The following is a 22,224-nucleotide window of genomic DNA, read 5'->3' on the forward strand; positions in this document are numbered from 1 at the left end:
CCCTGCGACTGGATGATCCGCCGCATGATGTTGATCGCCGCGTCGTGGCCGTCGAACAGGCTGGCCGCGGTGACGAAGCGCAACGGGGTGGTTTCCGTCTGCGTGGCGCTGGCGGGGACATGCTTGGCGGGGGAATTCATGGTGACTCCGGCATTGTTGAATGCAGTCCGCCAGTCTCGGTGAATTCGTTCCACGACAAGCGACGACCTGGTGCGTGGGCCAACACGCTTGTCATGCGGCCTCTCCCGGACGAACTGTCGCCCCATCGCGCCGGTGTCGATGGGCTCGATCTGGACTTGTTCTATCACCGGTCGCGTTCAACTTCGGCAATCTCTTTTGCGGACTGGGAGTTGCTGTGCTTCACGCGGCCGGGTAGAAATTCACGCCGCTACTGGCGCGAGCCTTCAGCGACGCGGAAGGCCGGAAGCGCGGGCCGTAGACCTTCGCCAGGCGGTTGGCTTCGCGTACGAAGTTGGCTGTACCAACGGTGTCGATCAGGCTCAGCGGACCGCCGGTCCAGCTCGGGAACCCCCAAGCCAGCAGCGCGCCGACGTCGGCATCGGCTGCGTGGGCAAGCACGCCTTCCTCCAGGCAGCGTACTGTCTCCAGCGCCTGCACATAGAGGAAGCGTCGTTTCAGCTCCTCGCTGTCTGGTTGCTGCGGCGACGGCGGGAAAGCCTGCTGCAGGCCCGGCCACAGGTGACGGGTGCCGTCAGCGGCGTATTCGTAGAAGCCCTTGCCGTAACGCCGGCCGGGGCGCTGGATCTCCTGCAGCATGCGCCGCATCACCTCGTAGGCGCAGGGCTTGGTGAAGCGCTCGCCGAGTGCGGCTTCGGCTTCCTGCACTATTTTCCATGGCAGTTCGATGGTGACCTCATCGACCAGCGCCAGCGGCCCCAGGGCAAAGCCGGCCGCACGCGCCGCATTCTCGATCCGTGCCGGCTCCACACCATCCTCAAGCATCCTCATGCCCTCGTGGATGAAGGTCTGGAACACCCGGCTGGTGTAAAAACCGCGCGAGTCGTTGACAACGATCGGCACCTTGCGCAACGTCGCGACGAAATCCAGTGCCCGGGCGAGGGTTTCCTGGCTGGTGTCGTGGCCGACAATCACTTCGACCAACGGCATGCGATCCACCGGCGAGAAAAAGTGCAAGCCGATGAACTGAGCCGGTCGGCTGGACGCCTTCGCGAGGTCCGAGATCGGCAGTGTCGAGGTGTTGCTGGCGAAGATCGTGGACGGCCGGATGACTGCCTCGACTGCGCGCGTGACAGCGGCCTTGACCGTGCGGTCTTCGAATACCGCCTCGACGATCAGATCAGCCCCGGTCAGGTCGGCGTAGTCGGCCGTGGCATGGATGCGGGCGAGAATCGCATCGGCGTTGTCGCGGGTCTGCTTGCCGCGCTCCACGGCCTTGTCCAGCAGCTTGACCGAGTATTGCCGGCCCTTTTCGGCCAGTTCGGTGCTGCTGTCGAGCAGGATCACCTCGATACCGGCGACGGCCGACACGTAGGCGATACCGGAGCCCATCATGCCCGCACCGAGCACGCCCAATGTCTTCACTTGCAGCTTCGCCACCTGCTGCGGACGCTGCACCAGTTTGGCCGCCTTGCCCTTGTTCACGAAGGTGGTGCGGATGAGGTTGCGCGCGACCGGGCCGGACATGAGTCGGCCGAAATACTTCGATTCCAGCTCTAATGCCTTGTCGATAGGCATTTGCATGCCTTCGAAGATCGCTTCCAGGATGGTGATGGGCGCCGGATAGTTGCGCTGCGTCTGGGCGGCAATCATGGCTGGGCGGGAGCTCATGATGTTGGCCACGTTGCGATCAAGCAGGCCACTGCTGCTGCGGTAACCCTTGCGGTCCCACGCGCGTACCGCGTCCGGTGCTGTCAGGATCCACGCCCGCGCGGCGTCGATCAGCGCATTGGCCGGCACCACGGCATCGACCAGTCCCAGTTGCAGCGCTTCGGCTGGCCCGACCGTCTTGCCTTCCAGCAGGATCGGCAACGACTTCTCGATGCCGATCATCCGCGGCAGGCGCTGGGTACCGCCGGCGCCGGGCAGCAGGCCGACACTGACTTCGGGCAAGCCGAGCACGGCCTTGGGATCGTCGACGATGACCCGGTAATGGCAGGCCAGCGCCAGCTCGTAGCCACCGCCTAGCGCCAAGCCGTTGAGGGCGGCGACGAATGGCTTGCCGCAAGTTTCCAGCCGTCGGTGCATGGCTTGCGGCTTCTGACTGAAGTCGCGTGCTTCCTGCGCGGTGATGCCGCGTTCCATTTCCGACAGGATGTACTTGAGGTCGGCACCGGCCATGAAGGCGGCTTTGGCCGAGGTGATGATCGCGCCTTTTATCACAGCGTCGCCAGCGACTTTCTCGATCGCGGCGGTGAGCTCGTGAATGAACTCCGATGAGAGCACGTTCATGGGCATGGAGGGATCGTCGAGGGTGATCAGTGCGATCCCGTCGGCACCAACGTCGAGTGTCAGGGTGGTCATATCGTCGTCAAACCCGTTCGATGATCGTTGCCGTGCCCAAGCCATTGCCGGCACACAAGGTTATCAACGCGGTACTCAAATTGCGGCGCTCCAGTTCGTCGAGCACCGTGCCGAGGATCATGGCACCGGTGGCGCCTAGCGGATGACCCATGGCAATGGCGCCGCCGGCCACGTTGACCCTGGCCGGATCCAGATGCAGCTCGCGCATGTAGTGCATGACTACCGCGGCGAACGCCTCGTTGATCTCGAACAGATCGATATCCCGTACCGTCATGCGGCAGCGCTTGAGTACCTTTTGGGTCACCAGTGCCGGCGCGGTCAGCATGATGGTGGGCTCGGAGCCGATGCTGGCAAATGCCTTGATGCGCGCGCGCGGCTTCAGGCCGGCTTTCCTGCCGAAGGCCTTGTTGCCGAGCAATACCGCGCCCGAGCCGTCGACGATGCCGCTGGAGTTGCCGCCGTGATGGACGTGGTTGATCGCCTCTACCTGCGGGTATTTCTGCATTGCCACCGCGTCGAAGCCGCTCTGGCCCAATCCGGTGAAGGAGGGCTTGAGGCCGGCCAGCGCTTCCAGTGTGGTGCCGGGTCGCATGTGCTCGTCGTGGTCGAGAAGCACCTCGCCGATCGCGTCGTGTACCGGCAGGATCGATTTGGCGAACCATCCCTGGTCCCAGGCCTGGGCCGCACGTCGTTGACTCTCCACCGCCAAGGCGTCGACGTCGGTACGCGAGAAACCGTCGAGCGTGGCGATCAGGTCCGCACCAATGCCTTGAGGAGCGAAGTAGTTTTGATAGGCCACGGCGGGGTCGGCGGACCAGGCGCCGCTGTCTGCGCCCAGGGATGTGCGTGACATGGATTCCACCCCGCCGCCGATGGTCGCCTGCGACGCGCCGACCATGATCTGCGCGGCAGCACTGTTTACTGCCTCGAGTGCGGACGCGCAAAAGCGGTGCACCTGCTGGCCGGCCACGGTCTGCGCATAGCCTGCGGTGAGCAGGGCCGCTCGCGCGATGTCGCCGCCTTGTTCGCCGACCGGCTGGGCACAGCCGAGAATCACGTCATCCAGCAGCGCGGTGTCGAAGTCGTTGCGGCATGCCAGCCCGGCGAGCACTTGCGCCGCCAGTTGCGCCGCACTGACTTCGTGCAACGCGCCATCTGGTCGGCCGCGGCCGCGTGGCGTTCTCAGATGATCGTAAACAAGGGCTTCAGCCATGTCGATTCCACGAAAATGAGGGGGAGATCCGATCGGTAGCGGTGGTACACGCAACGCTCGCCGTATGCTCCGGCCTGCGTCGGCGCAATCCAATATGTAACTGTCTGATACTTTCCTAGAGACTTATCATCGGGACCATGGCGATTTGGTTCAGCCACAGAGCAATTCGTGCCAAAACCCATGATGCTGTTTGCTGGGTTCGAATCGCCTCAAGCAACGATGGCCAACGCAAGCAATGACGAGGCGTGGGCGCTGGCTTGGCTATTCCGGTCAAGTGCGGGGTACCTGACGTCATCCCGGAATTTCGTAGTCATTCAAAAGTGGAGGTAGGGTCGCTTTGAGGCATCCCGAAAGGGATCGGAGGAGCGATGAAGAAGTCGAGGCTCACCGAAGAGCAGATTGCTTACGCACTGCGGTTAGCGGAGTCCGGAACGATCGTTGCTGCCGTATGCAGGCAAATGAGCTCCGAAAAAAGGTCTGAAGCCAACTCGACGCGTCGAGTTGGCGCACTGGATGCACGAGCGTTTCCAGGTCAGCGTGCGGCGGGCCTGCCGGCTGGCCAGGCTGCGCAACGCCACCTGGTACCGGAAGTCGCAGACGGCGTTGCGCATGAGGATCAGGGAGATCGCTCAGGCCCGACCGCGGTTCAGCTATGAGCGGATATGGATCATGCTCCGGCCGGAGGGATGGAAAGACGGGCGCAACCGGGTTCACCGGCTGTATCGCTTGGAAGGCCTGCAGGTTCGCATGCGCCGGCGTCGGACAAAGAGGTTAAGCCTGCATCACGGCGCCGTGCCCAAGCCCGTCGCTGCGAACCAGTACTGGTCGATGGATTTCGCGCACGATCAGCTGGAGCCTACCGTCCGCTATGCCGCCTGATGTGTTCGGATGCTTTCTTCCGGTTTAGTAATTACCTCCGTCCCTTTAAATCGCCGCCTGGGTTCCGCCCAGCGCCTTGAGTCGCTTCTTCTCCGCCTTGCGTTCGCGGCGCGCCGCCTTGCGGATCTTGCGGTCGTGATTCCACAGGTAGATCGCCGGCGTGCTGAGCAGGGTCAGCAGCTGCGACACCAAGAGGCCGCCGACGATGGCGATGCCGAGCGGCTGGCGCATTTCCGAGCCGATGCCGAAACCGATCGCCAGCGGCAGCGCCGCGCCCATCGCCACCAAGGTGGTCATGGTGATTGGACGGAAGCGCACCATCGCCGCCTCGCGGATCGCCTCCGGCGCGGGCAAGCCGCGCTCGCGTTCGGCGACCAGCGCGAAGTCGACCATCAGGATCGCGTTCTTCTTGACGATGCCGATCAGCATCAGGATCGCGATGATCGCCATCATCGAGATCTGGGTCTGGGTCACCAGCATCGCCAGGAACGCGCCGGCGCCGGCGGCCGGCAGGGTGGAGAGGATGGTCAGCGGATGGCCGAGGCTTTCGTAGAGAATGCCCAGTACGATGTACATCGCCAGGATCGAGCCGAGCAGCAGCACCATGCCGTTGGACTGGGCCTGCTTCAGGCGCTGGTTGGCGCCGGTGAAATCCACCCGCATGCCGGCAGGCAGGCCCACCGCGTAGGCGGCCTGCTCGACCAGCTTCACGCCGAGGTCCTGCGGCACGTCCTTGGCCAGGTTGTAGTTGATGGTGGCCGCCTCCAGCTGGTTGTGGTGGCGTATGCGCAGCGGGCTGATGTTCGGCTCGATGGTCGCCAGCGCGGACAGCGGAATCATCCGGCCCTGCTCGTTGCGCACGCGCACGTTCAGCAGCGACTCGGCACTCACGCTCTGCGCCGCGCCGGTGCTGAGCACCACCGCGTACTGGTTGATGTCGGAATAGATCTGCGACACCTGGCGCTGGCCGAACGCGTTGTACAGCGCCGAGTCGATCGTGCCGATGCCCACGTGCAGGCGCCCGGCGGCCTCGCGGTCGATCTTCAGCAGCTGCTGCTTGCCGACCTGGTCGAAGCCGCTGGTGACGTCGCGGAACTGCTTGACCGTGCGCATCTGCCGCACCATCTTCAGCGCCCACGGCTGCAGGTCGCCGCCGTTGCTGCTGACCAGCTGGAATTCGTACTGGCCGCCGCCGTCGCCGCTGCCGCCGCCGCCGAGGAACTGCACGGCGCTGACCGACACCTTCACGTCGGGCAGGCGGTCGAACTGCTTCGACAGCCGCTCGATCACCTGCTTGATGTTCTCGTGGCGCTGGCCGGGCCCGCTGCCGCGCGGCTTCAGGTCGACGAACATCTGCGCCGCGTTGCCCACCGCACCCTCGCCGCCGCCGTTGCGGCCGAGCATGGTGAGCAGGTCCAGCACGGTCGGATCGGCCTGCATCAGCGTCGCCACATGCTGCACCCGCTCGGCCAGCCGGTCCGGCGAGATGTTGGCGTCGGCGCGGATGTCGACCTGCAGCTGGCCGGTGTCCTCCTGCGGCATGAAGGTGCCGCCGGCGGTCTTCGCCACCGCGAAGCCCAGCGCGAAGGTGAGCAGCAGCAGGGTCAGCGGCTGCCAGCGCATGATGCGGCGATGGCGCATCGCCCAGTCCAGCGCCCGCTCGTAGATGCGCAGCAGGCGGCGGTCGAAGTTCTCCACCGCGCGCTCGAGCCGGCCCGGTGGCTTGCGGATCGCCGACCCATGTTCCAGCAGGTAGGCGCACAGCGCCGGGGTGAGCGTGAGCGAGACCAGCGCCGAGATCACCACCGCGGCGGCCAGCGTCACCGAGAACTCGCGCAGCAGCATGATCAGCATGTTGTTGCCGAGCAGCAGCGGCGCGAATACCGCCACCAGCGACAGGGTGATCGAGATCACGGTGAAGCCGATCTCGCGCACGCCGGTGAGCGCCGCCTGCATCGGCGGCTCGCCGCGCTCCATGTGGCGCACGATGTTCTCGATCACCACGATCGCGTCGTCCACCACGAAGCCGATGCACAGCACCAGCGCCACCAGCGACAGGGTGTTGAGCGTGTAGCCGAGCGTCCACATCACCACGAACGCGCCGGCCAGCGACAGCGGCACGCTCAGCGTGGCGATCAGGGTCGGGCGCAGCCGGCGCAGGAACACCAGCATCACCAGCACCACCATCGCGATCGAGATCAGCAGCGCCACCTGCACCTCGTGCAGCGCGGACTTGGTGGTCTGGGTGAGGTCGAACACCGCCGACATCGTCACGTTCGAGGGCATCGACGCAGCCAGCTGCGGCATCCTGGCGCGGATCGCCTCCACCGTCGCCACCGCGTTCGCCTCCGGCCGCTTGCTGATCTGCAGGCCGACCGTGCGCGCACCGTTGAACCACGCCGCCTGGTACTCGTCCTGCTGGCCGCCGTACACCCGCGCCACGTCGGACAGGCGCACCGGTGTGCCGTTCTTCACCGAGATCAGCAGGCGGGCGAACTCGGCCGGCGTCTGCAGGCTGTCGCTGGCGCTCACCGTCATCTGGGTGCGGCCATTGCTCAGCGTGCCCTGCGGCGAGGTGACGTTGGCCGCGCGCAGCGCGTTGGCCACGTCGTTGGTGGTGAGCCCCTTGGCGGCCAGCGCGTTGTTGTCCAGCTCGATCCGCACCGAGTGCGGCGTGCCGCCGAACACCTGCACCTGCGCCACGCCGTCGATCTGCGCCACGGCGGGCTTGAGCATGGTGTCCGCAAGGTCGAACAGCTGGTCCTGCGGCAACCCGGTCGAGGTCAGCGTGAGGAACAGGATCGGGATCTGCGAGGTGTCGAACTTGAAGTACTGCGGCGGCGTCGGCATGCCGCTGGGCAGGTCGACCGCGGCCGCGTTGATCGCCGCCTGCACGTCGCGCGCGGCGCTGTCGGCGGTGCGGCTCATGCTGAAGCGCACCATCACCGAGGCGGACCCTTCGTTGGCGTTGCCGTACATCTCGTCGACGCCGGGGATGCGGCCCAGGTGCCGCTCCAGCGGCGCCAGCACGGTATTCGCCATGGTCTGCGCGCTGGCCCCGGGCTGGTTGGCCACCACGTAGACGCCGGGGAAATCCAGCGATGGCAAGGCGGCCACACCGAGCAACAGGTAGGCCCACAGGCCGGCCAGTATCAGGCCGAGCGCGAGCAGCGAGGTGCCGACCGGGCGGCGGATCAGCGGGGCGAAAATGTTCATGGCGCTTCCGTGGCTCCCAAGCATAGCCGCAGGCGCTGCGTGGCGTACGCGCGTGGCGAAGCTGCGGCCGGGGCAGGAGTTCCATTCATCATGCCGGCTTTATGCCAGCTGCCGACGGACGGCGAATGTGCCTGAAGTCCACCCGTGTCGGAAGGCAGGGGGATCGCCCCGGCGCAAACCCGGGGCGATCGCGGTACGGCGGGTGTTCAGCGCGTGGCGGGGCTGTAGCGCAGGGTCAGGAACGCGCTGCGGCCGGGCTGGTTGTAGTACCACACGGTTTCGTAGTGGTGGTCGAACACATTGGCCAGGCGCGCCTCCACCTGCCAGTCCGGCGTGAAATGCCAGCTGGCGCGCAGGTCGGTGGTGGAGTAGCCGCCGAGCCGGTGCCGGTTGGCCGCATCGTCGAAACCGCGCCCGGCGGCGAAGACGGTGGCGCCGACGCCGAAGGCGCCGAAGCGGCGGTCCAGGTCCACCCGCGCGGTGTGCTCGCGCCGGCGCGGCAGCACCTTGCCGTCGTTCGCGCCGCCGTCTTCGTTGCGCGGCTGCAGCCAGGTCAGGTAGCCCTGCAGCTGCCAGCCGGCGAGGTTGGCGCCGAGCTGGCCTTCCACGCCGCGGATGCGCGCCTTGCTGAGGTTGGACGGGTAGTAGTTGGCGTCCAGTGCGATCAGCTGGCTGATGCGGGTCTGGTAGGCGTTCACCGCCCAGTTCCAGCCGGTCAGCTGCTGGCTCAGGCCCAGTTCGGCGCTGCGCGACTTCTCCGGCTTCAGGTTCGGGTTGCCGCTGCCGTACGGGTAGTACAGGTCGTTGAAGGTCGGCGCGTGGAACGCGCTGCCGTAGCTGGCGGACAGCTTCAGGCCGTCATCGAAGTGGTAGCCCCATGCCGTCGCGCCGGTGTTGTGGTTGCCGAACTGGCTGTTGTGGTCGCGCCGTGCCGACAGTTCCACCTCGTTGCGGCCGAACGTGCCCTGGTACTGCGCGTAGCCGCCGGTATCGTTGCGGTGATTGGCGAGGAAGCCGGTGTCGCTGTCGATGTGTTCGCCCTGCCAGTCGATGCCGAGCGTGAGCAGCTGGTTGCTGGCCACGCTGATGTCGTTCTGCCACGACGCCTGGTTGCGCCGCGAATAGATGTAGCCCACGAAGGCCTGGTTCTCGTAGTTGTCGTAGCGGTCAAGGTTCTGGCCCACGCTCAGCGTGGTCTTCCACGCCTGCAGCGGGTTGAAGCTGAGGTGGCTGCCGGCGACCTGCTGCACGGTGCGGCTGCGGTTCTGGTAGCTGCCGTCGTAATGGATCTCGCCGAGGTTGCGCAGCCAGGTGCCGCCCAGCTCCGCGCCGTTGTCCCAGCGATAGCCGGCGTTCGCGCTGAGGTTCTTGTTGCGGTAGCCGTCCCGGTCCGGCTCGTCGACGTAGCAGCCGGCGAATGCCTCGGCCGCGCCGACGCGGCAGGCGTTGATGCCGCGGGTGTGGAGCGCGCCGACGGCGAGATTGTACCAGGCATGCTGGTCGCCGCCGGACACGCCGAACTGGCCGCTCAGCAGCTTGTTGCTGCCGGTGGTGACGCTGAACGAGGGCTGCAGGCCGCCATCGTGCGAACCGCGGCGGGTGAAGATCTGGATCACCCCACCGATCGCGTCGGCGCCGTACAGGCTCGAACGCGGACCGCGCACGATCTCGATCCGCTCGACCTGTTCCACCGGGATCTGCTCGAACGCCGCCAGCCCGGCGCTGACCGAGCCCACCCGCACGCCGTCGACCAGCAACAGGGTGTGGGTGGAGTTGGTGCCGCGCAGGAACAGCGAGGTCTGCTGGCCGAGGCCGCCGGTCTGGGCGAAGGTCACCCCCGGCAGGCCGGTCAGCAGGTCGGACACCGAAACCGGTTGCAGCCGCTCGATGTCGGCACGGGTGATCACGGTCACCGAGGACAGCGCGTCGTCGACGGTGATCGCGGTGCGCGTGGCGGTGACGATCACCGGAGCCAGCGGCGCCGCGTCGTTCTGGTCGGCCGCCCAGGCAGCCATCGTGCAGCTGAGCAGGGCCGCTGCCAGCAGGGTCTTCTTCATGTTCGTTCCTCTACGCCGTGCACCCGCGCACGGCTCATGTGTCCAATGAGCTGGCAACAGGCATGGGAGGAAGACGGAACGACGGGCGGGCAGGATCGACCGACACGTGGTTCGGCCTCGCCCACCGCGAGCCACCAGGAATCGTTCGGGCCGGTCTCCGGGCTGGCGAGTGGCCGGCGGCGATCCGCAGGCCGCGAGCGGCGCCTTCCCGTGCTTCGCACAGTGGCATTCGCCGTTCGTGGATCTCGCTTACCGTTGCGGGGGCAGCGCCGGCCTTGCAATGCGTTCACGCATCACGCACCGGCTTCCCGTTTCATCCCTACGGCAATGCGCCTTCGGGACACCTGAACCTGCGCACTGTAGCGGCGGCGGGTGCGGCTGGCAATCTGACGGGCGGGCGTTAAGGCGAACTGGAAGCGGCGACCGGTCATGCCGGCGTAGAACTGCAGAAATGAACCTGGCCCGATTTCGGCCTAAAGCGCGATGTAAGATAATGCCTACAGAATCATATATTTTCGTATGTTATGGTGAAACTCTCTCTTAAGAGTTGGACGTTTCATCAATTTCGAGGTGCGTGTCAATTTCTATCAATGAAGGAAGTACGTAAATTACGAGCAACAGAAACATACTTCTTGCGACACAAGATTTTCGAACAAGACACCCTGTCAAAACACAACCGATCTGAAAAGGAATATTCATGCGCGCAGCTAAAAAGCGATCGATCGTAGTTCTTTCTTTGTTATGGGGGCGGCAAGCGCTCAGACCCAAATACCAGCAGCAAGCTGCGAGGCGTGTACGCAGCAACAAATCACTCAGATGGTGCGGAGTTGTGATTCAGGAATAGACTATGTTGCAGACTTTAGAAGTAATCGCATCTATAAGGCGTGTTCATATATTGACGTGAATGATGGCGTGAGGCCACCAACCAGGACTCGTGAGTTACAAACCTATCCGGTTGAAAGCAACGTGCAGCAAATTTTTAATATTTATGAAAACGTTTATTTAAATAATAATTTAACGCTCGGCTATACTGCGTATATTGATGCATTCAATCTTCTCGCAGATCGCCAAAAACCGAGTAAATTCGAATCATTTGCTTCGTCCATTATAAATGTCATTATTCTGTCAGCCAATGCTGTGGATATTAATGGTAAAATGACCGCCTACGATGCGGTTGTATCTTCAGCAAATAACCAACAAGTAATAAATTATTTGGCCGGCAAAGCCTTTTCCGCGCCAGATCTGTCCGCGGCCAATCCGGGTATGGGTCCCGGGTTGGTAGGGGCTATAGCCACGCTCGAGAATGCATTCACGTCGAAAATAATCAGCTTTTCAAATTTTAACGCAACTTATATTGTTAAATTCCCAGATGGAAGCCAACGCACATACCGGATGGACTTTGTGCTGCATTCCTATGTGGCAGTCCCGGGGACTGCCAGAGATGCACACGGAAACATTGTGCCAGAAAATGCATCAATGGTTAGTAATGGTGGCGGGGTTGAAACTTACAATTTCCAAGGAGCACCGCAGTCCGATCTGACAAATTTTGTTAATTTGGCCACAAGTTATGGCGCCACTTTTAGCAACAGCACTGGCCAGACAGTACAATGTACATGGGATGGATCATCACTGCGTTGCACTCTACCAAGATAGTCGTCTATTTTAGAACGAATGTGCACTCCAATCCACTTAAGAGAGAGGGCTATGTTATCCATGCAGCATTGGTTAATTTTAATTTTGTGGGCGTTTCCGGTCATATTCATCGTTCTTTCTGATCGATCCGCAGGAGGTAGAAAGATACTATGGATAGTGTTCACTATGTTCTTTAACTATTTTGCTCTACTTGCATTTTTGCTCGTACAGAAAGCGAAGCGTCCTCGTTAATTCGAGTCAGTCAGAAGTAGAGTTTCCCCATCGAAGGAGCTCTGCATGAAGAAGTCGAAGTTCACCGAGGAACAGATCGTCCGGATCCTCAAGGAGGTCGAGGCCAGAGCGAAGGTCGGCGAGACCTGCCGCAAGCACGGCATCAGCGAGCCGACGTACTACGTCTGGAAGAACAAATACGCCGGGATGGAGGTGTCGCAGCTGCGGCACCTGAAGGACGTCGAGGGCGAGCTGGCCCAGCTGAAGCACATGTATGCCGACCTGGCGCTGGAGCATCACGCGCTGAAGGATGTCCTGTCGCGAAAAGGCTGAGCCAGGCGCGGCGACTGGAGCTGAGTCTGGCGATGCAAACCCATCACGGGCTGAGCGCCCGGCGTGCCGACCGCACGCTGGGCCTGTCGCGTTCGGCGCGGCACTACGCCCCGTGACCGCGTGACGATACGGCACTGATCGAGGCGGTGGAGGCGCACGTGAAAGACCACCCCGGCCATGGCTTCGGCAAAACCCGCAGTTGGCGGGTCTACGTGGCCATGAAGCTGAACTTGCCGCGCCGGGGCAAGCGACGCCTGCCGGACCGCATCCGCGAGCCACTGGCGATTCCCGACCAGGCCAACCCCACTTGGTCGGCCGACTTCATGGCCGATGCCCTGTGGTCTGGGCGCCGCTTCCGTACCTTCAACGTCAACGACGACTTCAACCGCGAATCGCTGCGGATCGAGATCGACACCAGCCTGCCTTCTCCACGGGTGGTCCGCGCGCTGGGCGAACTGGTCGAGCTGCGCGGGGCGCTCCGTCGTCTGCGTCTGGATAATGGCCCGGAGTTCATCAGCGCCGCGCTGCGGCAGTGGGCTCAACAGCACGGTATCGAGCTGTTGCACATCCAGCCCGGCAAGCCAACCCAGAATGCCTACATCGAGCGCTTCAACCGCACCTTCCGCACCGAGGTGCTGGACCGCTACGTCTTCACCAGCCTGCACGAGGTCCGCCGCATGACCGAGGACTGGCGTCATCGCTACAACCATCAACGACCCCATCGCTCACTCGGCGGACTCTCGCCCGTCGCCTACGCCATGGCATCATCAACCACCTCTACTTCCGGGTGACTCGGAATAACGAGGACGCTTCAGGGTCACCATTTCGCCGCCGGGGTCAGAGACGCGCACGTGCTCTTCCCCCCCGGCGTTGCCGAAACCCCCTCGCACCCAATCACTCGCACCGCCTCCCCACACCAGCAATCCAGCTCCGCTGGACGCGGAAGTCATCATCCAGCACCACCACATCGGCCTGATAACCCGGCGCGATGCGGCCATGGCTGGCGCCGAGGCCGAGGAATTCGGCCGGGTAGGTGCTGGCCATGCGCACCGACTCGTCCAGCGGCAGGCCGAGCAGCCGCACGGCGTTGCGCACGGCGCCAGCCATGTCCAGCGCGGAGCCGGCCAGCACGCCTTGCGCGGTCTGGCAGATGCCGTCCCTGACGGTGATGGTCTCGCCGTTCAGCACGTAGTCGGGGCGATCCGCGCCGACCGGCGGCATCGCGTCGGTGACCAGCAGCATCTTGCCGCGCGGCTTGGCGGCGATCGCCACGCGCAGGCTGGCCGGGTGCACGTGGTGGCCGTCGACGATGATGCCGCACCAGCTCGCCGCATCCTCCAGCGCGGCACCGACCACGCCGGGCTCGCGGCTGCCGAACGGGGTCATCGCGTTGAACAGGTGGGTGAAGCCGCGCACGCCGGCATCCAGCGCAGCGCGGGTGGTGGCGTAGTCGGCCGCGGTGTGCCCGGCGCAGACGATCAGGCCGGCGTCCACCAGCGCGCCGATATCGGCCAGCGGCACCTGGTCCGGCGCCAGCGTGATCAGCCGCACGCCGCGGTGCGGCGCGCACAGCAGCGCCAGCTCGTCGCTGCCCGGCGCATGGAAATACTTCGGGTCGTGCACGCCCTTGCGCGCCGGCGCCAGGTAAGGGCCTTCCAGGTGGATGCCGAGCACGCCGGGCACGCCTTCGGCCAGCGCCTGCTCCACCGCGGCCAGCGCCGCGCGCATCACCTCTACGCGGTCGCTGATCAACGTCGGCAGGAAGCCGGTGGTGCCGAAGCGCCGGTGCGCGGCGCCGATCCGGCGCAGCGTCTCCACCGTGGGCGCCTCGTTGAACAGCACGCCGCCGCCGCCGTTGACCTGCACGTCGATGAAGCCGGGCAGCAGCATCGCGCCACGCAGGTCGTGCCGTTGTGCGCCGCGTGCGCGCGGATCGGCGGGCGGCAGCAGGTCGGCGATGCGCCCACCGTCCAGCAGCACGGCAAGATCGTCGCGCCAGCCGTCGGGAGTGAGCACGCGGGCGTTGGTGAGCGCAATGGTCATGGGACGCCTCGAAATGCATGTGGTGCGCGGGGTTACCCCTTCCCCTGCTTGCAGGGGAGGGCTGGGGCGGGGTCGCTCTTGCCGCAAAAGCGCCACCCCCTCCCAGCCTCCCCCTGCAAGCAGGGGGAGGAGAAAGCGGATCAGACCGTCTCGGTGACCTTGTTGAGGTGCGGCGGCAGGTCGGGATTGAGACCGCGGCGCAACGACAGCTCGCTGGCGGCGCGGTAGAAACTCTGGATGGTCAGCAGCGGCGTGCACAGCGCGGGCAGGCCGCCGGCCACCGGTAACGTACCGGTTCCGTGCAATCCGGGCGCCGCCACGAACACTTGCGCGCCGCGGCTGCGGAACTCGAGCGCCACCGTCAGCGTGCTGTCCAGTGTGTCGTCATCCTGGGCGAAGCACAGCACCGGGAAATCCGGGCCGACCAGCGCCATCGGGCCATGCTTCACCTCGGCCGCGCTGAACGCCTCGGCGTGCAGGCCGCAGGTTTCCTTGAACTTCAGCGCCGCCTCCAGCGCGATGCCGAGGCCGTAGCCACGACCGACCACGAACAGGTTGTGCGCACCGGCCAGGCCGTCGACCAGCGCCGACCAGTCCGCGTCCCAGCCTGCGCGCAGCGCATCCGGCAAGACGCGCAGGGCGGCGCCCAGCTCTTCGTCGTCGCGCCAGCGGGCGCACAGGTGCAGCACCGCGGCCAGCGCGGCGATGTAGCTCTTGGTCGCCGCCACGCTGCGCTCCGGCCCGGCGTGCAGCGGGATCACCGTGTCGGCCAGCGCCGCCAGCGGCGAATCCTCCACGTTGACCAGCGCCACCACGCGCGCGCCAGCCACCTTCGCGGCCTGCGCGTTGCGCAACAAGTCGGGGCTCTTGCCCGATTGCGAAATCGCGATGAACAGCGCGCCCTGCCAGCGCTGTTCGGCCGCATACACCGAGGTGACCGACGGCGAGGCCGATGCGGTGACGATGCCCAGCTGGGTTTCGAACACGTACTTCGCGTAGGCCGCGGCATGGTCGGAGCTGCCGCGCGCGCAGGTGACGATGAAGCGCGGCGGCTGCGCCCGCAGCTCCCGCGCCAGCGCAGCCACCACCGCCTCGTTGGCGGCGAACTGGCGCGCGACCACCGCGGCCGACTCGCGCGCTTCCTGGTACATCAGGGTGTCGCGGGCGTCCATGGCGGTCCTTTCAGTCGGTCTGCAGTTCGGCGACGAAGTCGTAGATGTCGCCGCGGTACCAGGAACAGGTGAACTCGACCACGCGGCCGTCGTCGAGGAAGCTGCGCCGCTCGATGTTCAGCCCGGCACTGCCCACGCCGACGTGCAGCAGCCGCGCCTGCTGGGCGTTCAGCGACACCGCGCGCAGCCGCTGCAGCGCGCGGCGCGGGCGCGCGTCGAGCTTTTCCAGCGCTTCGTACAGGGAGTCGCGCACCAGGTGCGGGTCGGGCAGCACGCTGGCCGGCACCACGCTGCGCTCGATCGCCAGCGGCTCGTCCTGGCCGTAGCGCACGCGATGCAGCCGCACCACCAGCGAGCCGGGCGACAGGTTCAACGCCATCGACTCCTCCGGCGTCACCTCGCCGATGCCGCGTTCGAAGAATTCCGAGCGCGGCGACAGGCCACGGTCGCGCAGGTCCTCGGTGAAGCTGGTCAGCCGCGACATCGGCTTGACGATGCGTTCGGCGACGAAGGTGCCGGCGCCGTGGCGCTGGGTCAGCAGACCTTCCTCGACCAGGCCGGCGATCGCCTTGCGCACGGTCACCCGCGACAGCTTCAACGCCTGCGACAGGTCGCGTTCGCTGGGCAGGGCGTGGCCCGGCTCGATGTCGCGGTGCCCGACGATGTTGCGGATCGCCTGCCGCAGGCGCAGGTAGGCGAGCGGCTGGTGCGCGGCCGGATCGTGGCAGATCCGGCGGTATTCGTTGGCCAGGACGGTTTCCATCCGGCAAACATACCAATACCAAACCAGTGACTGCAAGCCCTGTCGCCCCCACCGCCGCTCCGGCAGCCGAACCCCGAACGTGGCGGGAGCATATCCGGCGGCCCGACGCCTGCCTCCCGCATGATGAGGGAGTATGCCCGGGCAGTCAGCGATCCGGCTCGCGCCACCGGGCGAAAGCGTTCGATGAATTCGTATGCATAACGGTGGCCGTGCTGGTATTTCACTGGTACGATCAGCAACGACCCCGGGCAAGACCGGCCATCCGCCCCTGCCCGCCATCCGGCATCGTGTCGAGGTGACTGCGTGACTGCTTCTCCCCAATCGGTCGAACCGTTCGACCTGGTGATCTTCGGCGGCACCGGCGACCTCGCCGTGCGCAAGCTGCTGCCGGCCCTGTTCCACCGTTTCCTCGACGGCCAGATCCCGGCCAGCAGCCGCATCGTCGGCATCGCCCGCGAAGCGCTGGACGACGCCGGCTACCGCGCGCACTTGCGCGAGGCGCTGGTCGGCGTGTGCGCCGCGGCGCAGCTCGACGTGTTCCTGCAGCAGGTGTTCTACCGCCCGCTGGACGCGCGCAAGGACGAGGGCTGGGACGATTTCGCCGCGCTCATCGGCAAGCAGCCCGAACACGTGCGGGTGTTCTACCTGTCCACCTCGCCCGAATTGTTCGTCGACATCTGCACCCGGCTGGGCCAGTACAAGCTCAACCAGGGCGCCTCGCGCGTGGTGCTGGAGAAGCCGATCGGCCGCGACCTGGCCAGTGCCAACCGGATCAATGACGCGGTCGGCCAGGTGTTCGGGGAATCGCAGACCTTCCGCATCGACCACTACCTCGGCAAGGAGACGGTGCAGAACCTGCTGGTGCTGCGCTTCGGCAACGCGTTGTTCGAGCCGCTGTGGAACTCGGCGCACATCGATCACGTGCAGATCACCGTGGCCGAGACCGTAGGTGTGGGCCATCGCGCCAGCTACTACGACCATGCCGGCGCGCTGCGCGACATGGTGCAGAACCACCTGCTGCAGCTGCTGTGCATGGTGGCGATGGAGCCGCCTTCTTCGCTGGCGCCCGACGCGGTGCGCGACGAGAAGCTGAAGGTGCTGCATTCGCTGAAAACCATCGACGACAGCAACGCCGCCCAGCTCACCGTGCGCGGCCAGTACCGCGCCGGCGTGGCCGAGGGCGCCAGCGTGCCGGGCTACCCGGAGGAACTGGGCAACAGCAAGTCGAACACCGAGACTTTCGTGGCGCTGAAGGCGGAGATCGCCAACTGGCGCTGGGCCGGCGTGCCGTTCTACCTGCGCACCGGCAAGCGTCTGTCGAGCCGGGTGTCGGAGATCGCGGTGACCTTCAAGCCGGTGCCGCATTCGATCTTCAATCCCGACGCAGGCACCCTGTCGCAGAACCGGCTGGTGCTTCGACTGCAGCCGGACGAGGGGGTGAAGCTGTGGCTGACCATCAAGCACCCCGGCCCGGGCGGCCTGCGGCTGCGCCACGTGCCGCTGGACATGAGCTTCGCCGAGGCGTTCGGCGTGCAGCAGCCCGACGCGTACGAACGCCTGCTGCTCGACGTGGTGCGCGGCAACCCCACCCTGTTCATGCGCCGTGACGAAGTGGAGGCGGCGTGGCGCTGGGCCGGCCCGATCCTGGCCGCCTGGGCCGACAGCGGCGAGCCGCCGCGGCCGTACACCGCCGGCACCTGGGGGCCCAGCGCCGCGGTGGCGCTGATCGAACGCGACGGCCGCACCTGGAACGAAGACAGTGAATGACCCGGTTCACCTGCCGCTGCATCGGCCTGCGGCAGACTGAACTTCCCCTGGCCACGAAGGCTGCGCCGGACGCTCGGCCGACCGACGCATCACCACCACCATGCATCCCCCCTTGAACGTCACCACGCACAGCTTCACCGACTGCCGCGCACAAGCCACGGCGCTGGCCGAACGCGTCGCCGAGCGCCTGCGCAGCGGCGTGGCCGAACGTGGCCACGCCGTGCTGGCGGTCTCCGGCGGCAGCACGCCGAAAGATTTCTTCGACCGCCTCTCGCACGAGAAACTCGACTGGGCCAGGGTGCAGGTAACCCTGGTCGACGAACGCTGGGTGCCCGACACCGACGAGCGCTCGAACGCGCGGCTGGTGAAATCGCGCCTGCTGCAGCAGGCCGCCGCCGCGGCGCAGTTCGTGCCGCTGTACACCGGCGACGCCACCCCGGAAGCCGGCCAGGGCGCCGCCAGCGCGCACATCGACGCGCTGCCGCTGCCGTTCGACGCGGTGGTGCTCGGCATGGGCGACGACGGGCATACCGCCTCGTTCTTCCCTGGCGGGGACCACCTGGCCGAGGCGCTGGACCTGGGCGGCCATGCCCGCGTGCTGCCGATGCGCGCGCCCGGCGCCGGCGAACCGCGCATCACGCTGACCCTGCCGACCCTGCTGGAAACGCGTGCGCTGTACCTGCTGGTGGCCGGCGAGAAGAAACGCGACCTGCTCGCCGACGCGCGGCTCGGCCTCGGCGAGGCGCAGCACTACCCGGTGCGCGCAGTGCTGACCCAGCAACGCGTGCCGGTGGCGGTGTACTGGTGTCCGTAGCGGGACGCTTCCAGCGGCCCGCTGCGCGACCCAGGGATGGGTCCTCGGACGCAGGCTCGTCGGGCGATAGCCGGGCGCGCCGGGTCGACGGGATGCAGGAACGCGCCTGGTCGACATCTATGGAACGCATGCTGTTGCTTGCGCTCCTGCCCTTTCACCCAACGCTTCCGGATCTGCCATGACCACGCTCCACCCCGTCGTCGCCGAAGTCACCGAACGCCTGCGCGAACGCAGCCGCGAGACGCGCGCGGCCTACCTCAAGCGGATCGACGCGGTGGACCGCAGCGGGCCGCAGCGCGGGCACCTGTCCTGCGGCAACCTCGCGCACGGCTTCGCCGCCTGCGGCACGGAGGACAAGGCTGCCCTGCGCAGCGGCCACCGCGCCAACCTCGCCATCGTCACCGCCTACAACGACATGCTCTCGGCGCACCAGCCGTACGAGCGCTACCCCGCGCTGATCCGCCAGATCGCCCGCGACGCCGGCGTCACCGCGCAGGTCGCCGGCGGCGTGCCGGCGATGTGCGACGGCATCACCCAGGGCCGCGCCGGCATGCAGTTGTCGCTGTTCTCGCGCGACGTGATCGCGCTGGCCACCGCGGTGGCGCTGTCGCACGACATGTTCGACGGCGCGCTGTACCTCGGCATCTGCGACAAGATCGTGCCGGGCCTGCTGATCGCCGCGCTGAGCTTCGGCCACCTGGCCGGCGCGTTCGTGCCGTCGGGGCCGATGCCCAGCGGCATCCCGAACGAACAGAAGTCGAAGGTGCGCCAGGCGTTCGCCGACGGCAAGGCGAGCAAGGCCGAGCTGCTGGAGGCGGAGGCGGCCTCCTACCACGCGCCCGGCACCTGCACCTTCTACGGCACCGCGAACTCCAACCAGATGCTGATGGAGATCATGGGCCTGCACCTGCCCGGCGCCAGCTTCACCGCGCCGGACACGCCGCTGCGCGACGCGCTCACCGCCGAGGTGGTGCGCCGCGTCGCCGGCCTCACCGCGTTGGGGGACCATTACCTGCCGCTCGGCCACATCATCGACGAGCGCGCGATCATCAACGGCGTGATCGGCCTGCACGCCACCGGCGGTTCCACCAACCACCTGCTGCACCTGGTGGCGATCGCGCATGCCGCCGGCATCCAGCTGCGCTGGGACGATTTCGACGCGCTGTCCAAGGCGATTCCGCTGCTGGCGCGTGTATACCCGAACGGCTACGCCGACGTGAACCAGTTCCACGAGGCGGGCGGCATGGCGTTCCTGATCGACCAGCTGCTCGGCGCCGGTCTGCTGCACGGCGACGTGCAGACCATCTTCGGCACCGGCCTGGAAGGCTACACGCGCGTGCCGCAGCTGGACGAGGCCGGCGAAATCGCCTGGGTGCCGGTGGCCAAGCAGAGCGGCAACCGCGGCGTGCTGCGCGGCGTGGACGAACCGTTCCGCGCCGACGGCGGCCTGCGCATGCTCGAAGGCAACCTCGGCCGCGCGGTGATCAAGGTCTCCTCGGTGCCGGACGACCGCCTGCTGATCGAGGCGCCGGCGATCGTGTTCAACGACCAGGACGAGGTGGCCGGCGCATTCAAGCGCGGCGAGCTCAACCGCGACTTCGTGGCGGTGGTGCGCTTCCAGGGTCCGCGCGCGAACGGCATGCCCGAGCTGCACAAGCTCACCCCCACCCTGGCGCTGCTGCAGGACCGCGGCCACCGCATCGCCCTGCTCACCGACGGGCGCATGTCCGGCGCCTCCGGCCGCGTGCCGGCGGCGATCCACGTGACCCCCGAGGCGGTGGCCGGCGGCAACATCGCCAAGATCCGCGACGGCGACATCATCCGGCTGGACGCGGCGAACGGACGTCTGGACGTCCTGGTGGAAGCACACGAACTGGACGCCCGCCTGCCGCACGTCGCCGACCTGTCCGGCGAGCACAGCGGCATGGGCCGCGAACTGTTCGGCCTGTTCCGCCAGGCCGCCGCCAACGCCGACCTCGGCGCCGGCGTGCTGTAGCGTCAACTCCCTCCCCTGCCATGCAGGGGAGGGCTGGGGAGGGGTCGCTCTTGATCTTCCCCGCAACCCTGAGCAACCCCCTCCCAGCCTCCCCCTGCGGGCAGGGGGAGGAGCCAAAAAGACGGAGCCTCACGTGACCAGCTCGATCGAACAAAAGCAGCAGCAAGTCGAAACCCTCATGCGGCTGGCGCCGGTGATCCCGGTGGTGATCATCGACGACGCCAAGGCCGCGGTGCCGATGGCGCGCGCGCTGGTCGCCGGCGGCATCCCGACCATCGAGGTCACCCTGCGCACGAGCGCAGCGCTGGACGCGATCCGCGCGATCGCCGCCGAGGTGGAAGGCGCGGTGGTCGGCTGCGGCACCGCGCTGACCGCACGTGACCTGGCGGCCGCGCAACAGGCCGGCGCGCGCTTCGCCGTGTCGCCTGGCACCTCGCCGCGCCTGCTCGACGCCGCCGACGACAGCGAACTGCCGCTGCTGCCCGGCGTGGCCACCGCCAGCGAGGCGATGGCCCTGCTCGAGCGCGGCTACCGCCACCTGAAGCTCTTTCCGGCGGTGCCGGCCGGCGGCCACAAGCTGCTCGGCGCGTGGGCCAGCCCGCTGCCGCAGATCCGCTTCTGCCCCACCGGCGGCATCAGCCTGAGCAGCGCGCCGGATTTCCTCGCGCTGCCCAACGTGCTCTGCGTGGGCGGCTCCTGGCTCACGCCCGCCGACAAGCTCGCCAACGGCGACTGGGCCGGCATCGAGCGGCTGGCGCGCGAGGCGGCCGGGCTGCGCCGGACGGGCTGACGACTGCCCGGCCGCGCAACAGCCTCGTAGGGCGGGCACGGCCCGCCGCTTTGGCAGCAGGAAGCCGGCGGGCCGTGCCCGCCCTACGGAATCGCGTGCGGCTCGGCGTCCAGACGTGCCATCACCGCGTCGGCGACGCGGGCGCAGCGCTGGCCCATGAACGGGAACGCCCCGCCCACGGTTTCGGCCAGGGTGCCCTGCAGTGAGCTGCGTAGGAGCCGGCGCGCGCGATGCAGGCGGGTCTTCACCGTTTCCGGCTTGATCGCCAGCAGGCTGGCGGTTTCCTCGACCGAACACTCCTCCACCTCGCGCATCATGTAGACGGTGCGGAACGCCGGCGGCAGTTCATCGATGGCGTGTTCGAGCAGGTGACGGATCTGCGTGCGCGCGGCCGCGACGGCCGGATCCTCGCTGCCGAATTTCGAGGGGAAGCGGATGATCTGGTGGGTATCGTCCGGCTCGGCGTCGATCTGTTCGAGGCCGACCATCGCATGGCGCTTGCGCAGGCGGCCGCGCGCCTCGTTCAACACGATGCTGGTCAGCCAGGTCAACAGGGTCGAGTCGCCGCGGAACGAATCCAGCTTGTGATAGGCACGCATATACGATTCCTGCAGCACGTCTTCCGCTTCCGAATCCTCGCCGATCACGGCGCGCGCCACACGGAACAGCCGCTGGTTGCAGCGCTGCATGATGTGGCGGAACGCCTCGCGATGGCCGTCGCGGACCTGCGCCACCAGCGCGTGGTCGTCCAGCGCGGCGTAGTCGACGGAAGCAACATGGGCATGGGCTGACATGGCTTTCTCCTTTTACACCTGA

Annotated in this window: 14 protein-coding genes, 1 pseudogene and 1 riboswitch; of the genes and pseudogenes, 7 read left to right on the forward strand and 8 right to left on the reverse strand. The window is 66.5% G+C overall.

Annotated features, from left to right (window positions below):
- Positions 1-360: 360 nt before the first annotated feature.
- Together AC1Q5A_RS08635 and AC1Q5A_RS08640 are read right to left on the reverse strand one after the other, a co-directional pair.
- The gene (locus tag AC1Q5A_RS08635; protein ID WP_492700199.1) at positions 361-2,502 is read right to left on the reverse strand and encodes a 3-hydroxyacyl-CoA dehydrogenase NAD-binding domain-containing protein; all 2,142 of its coding nucleotides are present in this window, start codon (positions 2,500-2,502) and stop codon (positions 361-363) included.
- Between the two features lie 7 nt (positions 2,503-2,509).
- Positions 2,510-3,715: an acetyl-CoA C-acetyltransferase gene (locus AC1Q5A_RS08640; RefSeq protein WP_492700201.1), complete on the reverse strand. Its 1,206-nt coding sequence runs from the start codon at positions 3,713-3,715 to the stop codon at positions 2,510-2,512.
- Between the two features lie 513 nt (positions 3,716-4,228).
- Here AC1Q5A_RS08640 and AC1Q5A_RS08645 point away from each other — a divergent pair.
- Positions 4,229-4,594, forward strand: coding sequence for an IS3 family transposase (locus tag AC1Q5A_RS08645; protein WP_492700203.1), 366 nt, complete (start codon positions 4,229-4,231; stop codon positions 4,592-4,594).
- 45 nt (positions 4,595-4,639) lie between these two features.
- On the opposite strand, the gene AC1Q5A_RS08650 is transcribed toward AC1Q5A_RS08645, so the two are convergent.
- Both AC1Q5A_RS08650 and btuB read right to left on the reverse strand, forming a co-directional pair.
- Positions 4,640-7,810: an efflux RND transporter permease subunit gene (locus AC1Q5A_RS08650; protein WP_492700205.1), complete on the reverse strand. Its 3,171-nt coding sequence runs from the start codon at positions 7,808-7,810 to the stop codon at positions 4,640-4,642.
- Between the two features lie 206 nt (positions 7,811-8,016).
- Complete coding sequence (gene btuB / locus AC1Q5A_RS08655; protein ID WP_492700206.1) at positions 8,017-9,867, reverse strand: TonB-dependent vitamin B12 receptor; 1,851 nt, start codon at positions 9,865-9,867, stop codon at positions 8,017-8,019.
- A 131-nt stretch (positions 9,868-9,998) separates the two neighbouring features.
- Positions 9,999-10,230: riboswitch (cobalamin riboswitch) on the reverse strand.
- A 549-nt stretch (positions 10,231-10,779) separates the two neighbouring features.
- Here btuB and AC1Q5A_RS08660 point away from each other — a divergent pair.
- Entirely contained in the window at positions 10,780-11,520 is a 741-nt protein-coding gene (locus tag AC1Q5A_RS08660; RefSeq protein WP_492700208.1) for a hypothetical protein, read from the forward strand.
- 276 nt (positions 11,521-11,796) lie between these two features.
- Positions 11,797-12,854 (forward strand): annotated as a pseudogene (locus AC1Q5A_RS08665) (IS3 family transposase).
- 103 nt (positions 12,855-12,957) lie between these two features.
- Here the strand turns inward: AC1Q5A_RS08665 and nagA are convergent.
- From nagA to AC1Q5A_RS08680, 3 genes are all read right to left on the reverse strand, one after another.
- Positions 12,958-14,106, reverse strand: coding sequence for an N-acetylglucosamine-6-phosphate deacetylase (gene nagA, locus AC1Q5A_RS08670; RefSeq protein ID WP_492700210.1), 1,149 nt, complete (start codon positions 14,104-14,106; stop codon positions 12,958-12,960).
- Positions 14,107-14,246: 140 nt separating this feature from the next.
- The gene (locus AC1Q5A_RS08675; protein WP_492700212.1) at positions 14,247-15,278 is read right to left on the reverse strand and encodes an SIS domain-containing protein; all 1,032 of its coding nucleotides are present in this window, start codon (positions 15,276-15,278) and stop codon (positions 14,247-14,249) included.
- 10 nt (positions 15,279-15,288) lie between these two features.
- Complete coding sequence (locus tag AC1Q5A_RS08680) at positions 15,289-16,041, reverse strand: GntR family transcriptional regulator (RefSeq protein ID WP_492700214.1); 753 nt, start codon at positions 16,039-16,041, stop codon at positions 15,289-15,291.
- 303 nt (positions 16,042-16,344) lie between these two features.
- Between AC1Q5A_RS08680 and zwf the strand changes: the two genes are divergently transcribed.
- The 4 genes from zwf (at position 16,345) to AC1Q5A_RS08700 (ending at position 21,408) form a co-directional block, all read left to right on the forward strand.
- Positions 16,345-17,808, forward strand: coding sequence for a glucose-6-phosphate dehydrogenase (gene zwf / locus AC1Q5A_RS08685; protein WP_492700216.1), 1,464 nt, complete (start codon positions 16,345-16,347; stop codon positions 17,806-17,808).
- Positions 17,809-17,908: 100 nt separating this feature from the next.
- On the forward strand, positions 17,909-18,622 hold the full coding sequence (pgl, locus tag AC1Q5A_RS08690) for a 6-phosphogluconolactonase (RefSeq protein WP_492700218.1): 714 nt from the start codon (positions 17,909-17,911) through the stop codon (positions 18,620-18,622).
- Between the two features lie 178 nt (positions 18,623-18,800).
- Positions 18,801-20,618, forward strand: a complete 1,818-nt coding sequence (gene edd, locus AC1Q5A_RS08695; protein ID WP_492700220.1) for a phosphogluconate dehydratase — start codon at positions 18,801-18,803, stop codon at positions 20,616-20,618.
- 133 nt (positions 20,619-20,751) lie between these two features.
- The gene (locus tag AC1Q5A_RS08700) at positions 20,752-21,408 is read left to right on the forward strand and encodes a bifunctional 4-hydroxy-2-oxoglutarate aldolase/2-dehydro-3-deoxy-phosphogluconate aldolase (protein ID WP_492700221.1); all 657 of its coding nucleotides are present in this window, start codon (positions 20,752-20,754) and stop codon (positions 21,406-21,408) included.
- A gap of 83 nt (positions 21,409-21,491) precedes the next feature.
- On the opposite strand, the gene AC1Q5A_RS08705 is transcribed toward AC1Q5A_RS08700, so the two are convergent.
- On the reverse strand, positions 21,492-22,202 hold the full coding sequence (locus AC1Q5A_RS08705) for an RNA polymerase sigma factor (protein WP_492700223.1): 711 nt from the start codon (positions 22,200-22,202) through the stop codon (positions 21,492-21,494).
- Between the last annotated feature and the right edge of the window lie 22 nt (positions 22,203-22,224).

It is taken from the genome of Rhodanobacter sp. GW835-FHT13D09, from assembly GCF_058793995.1.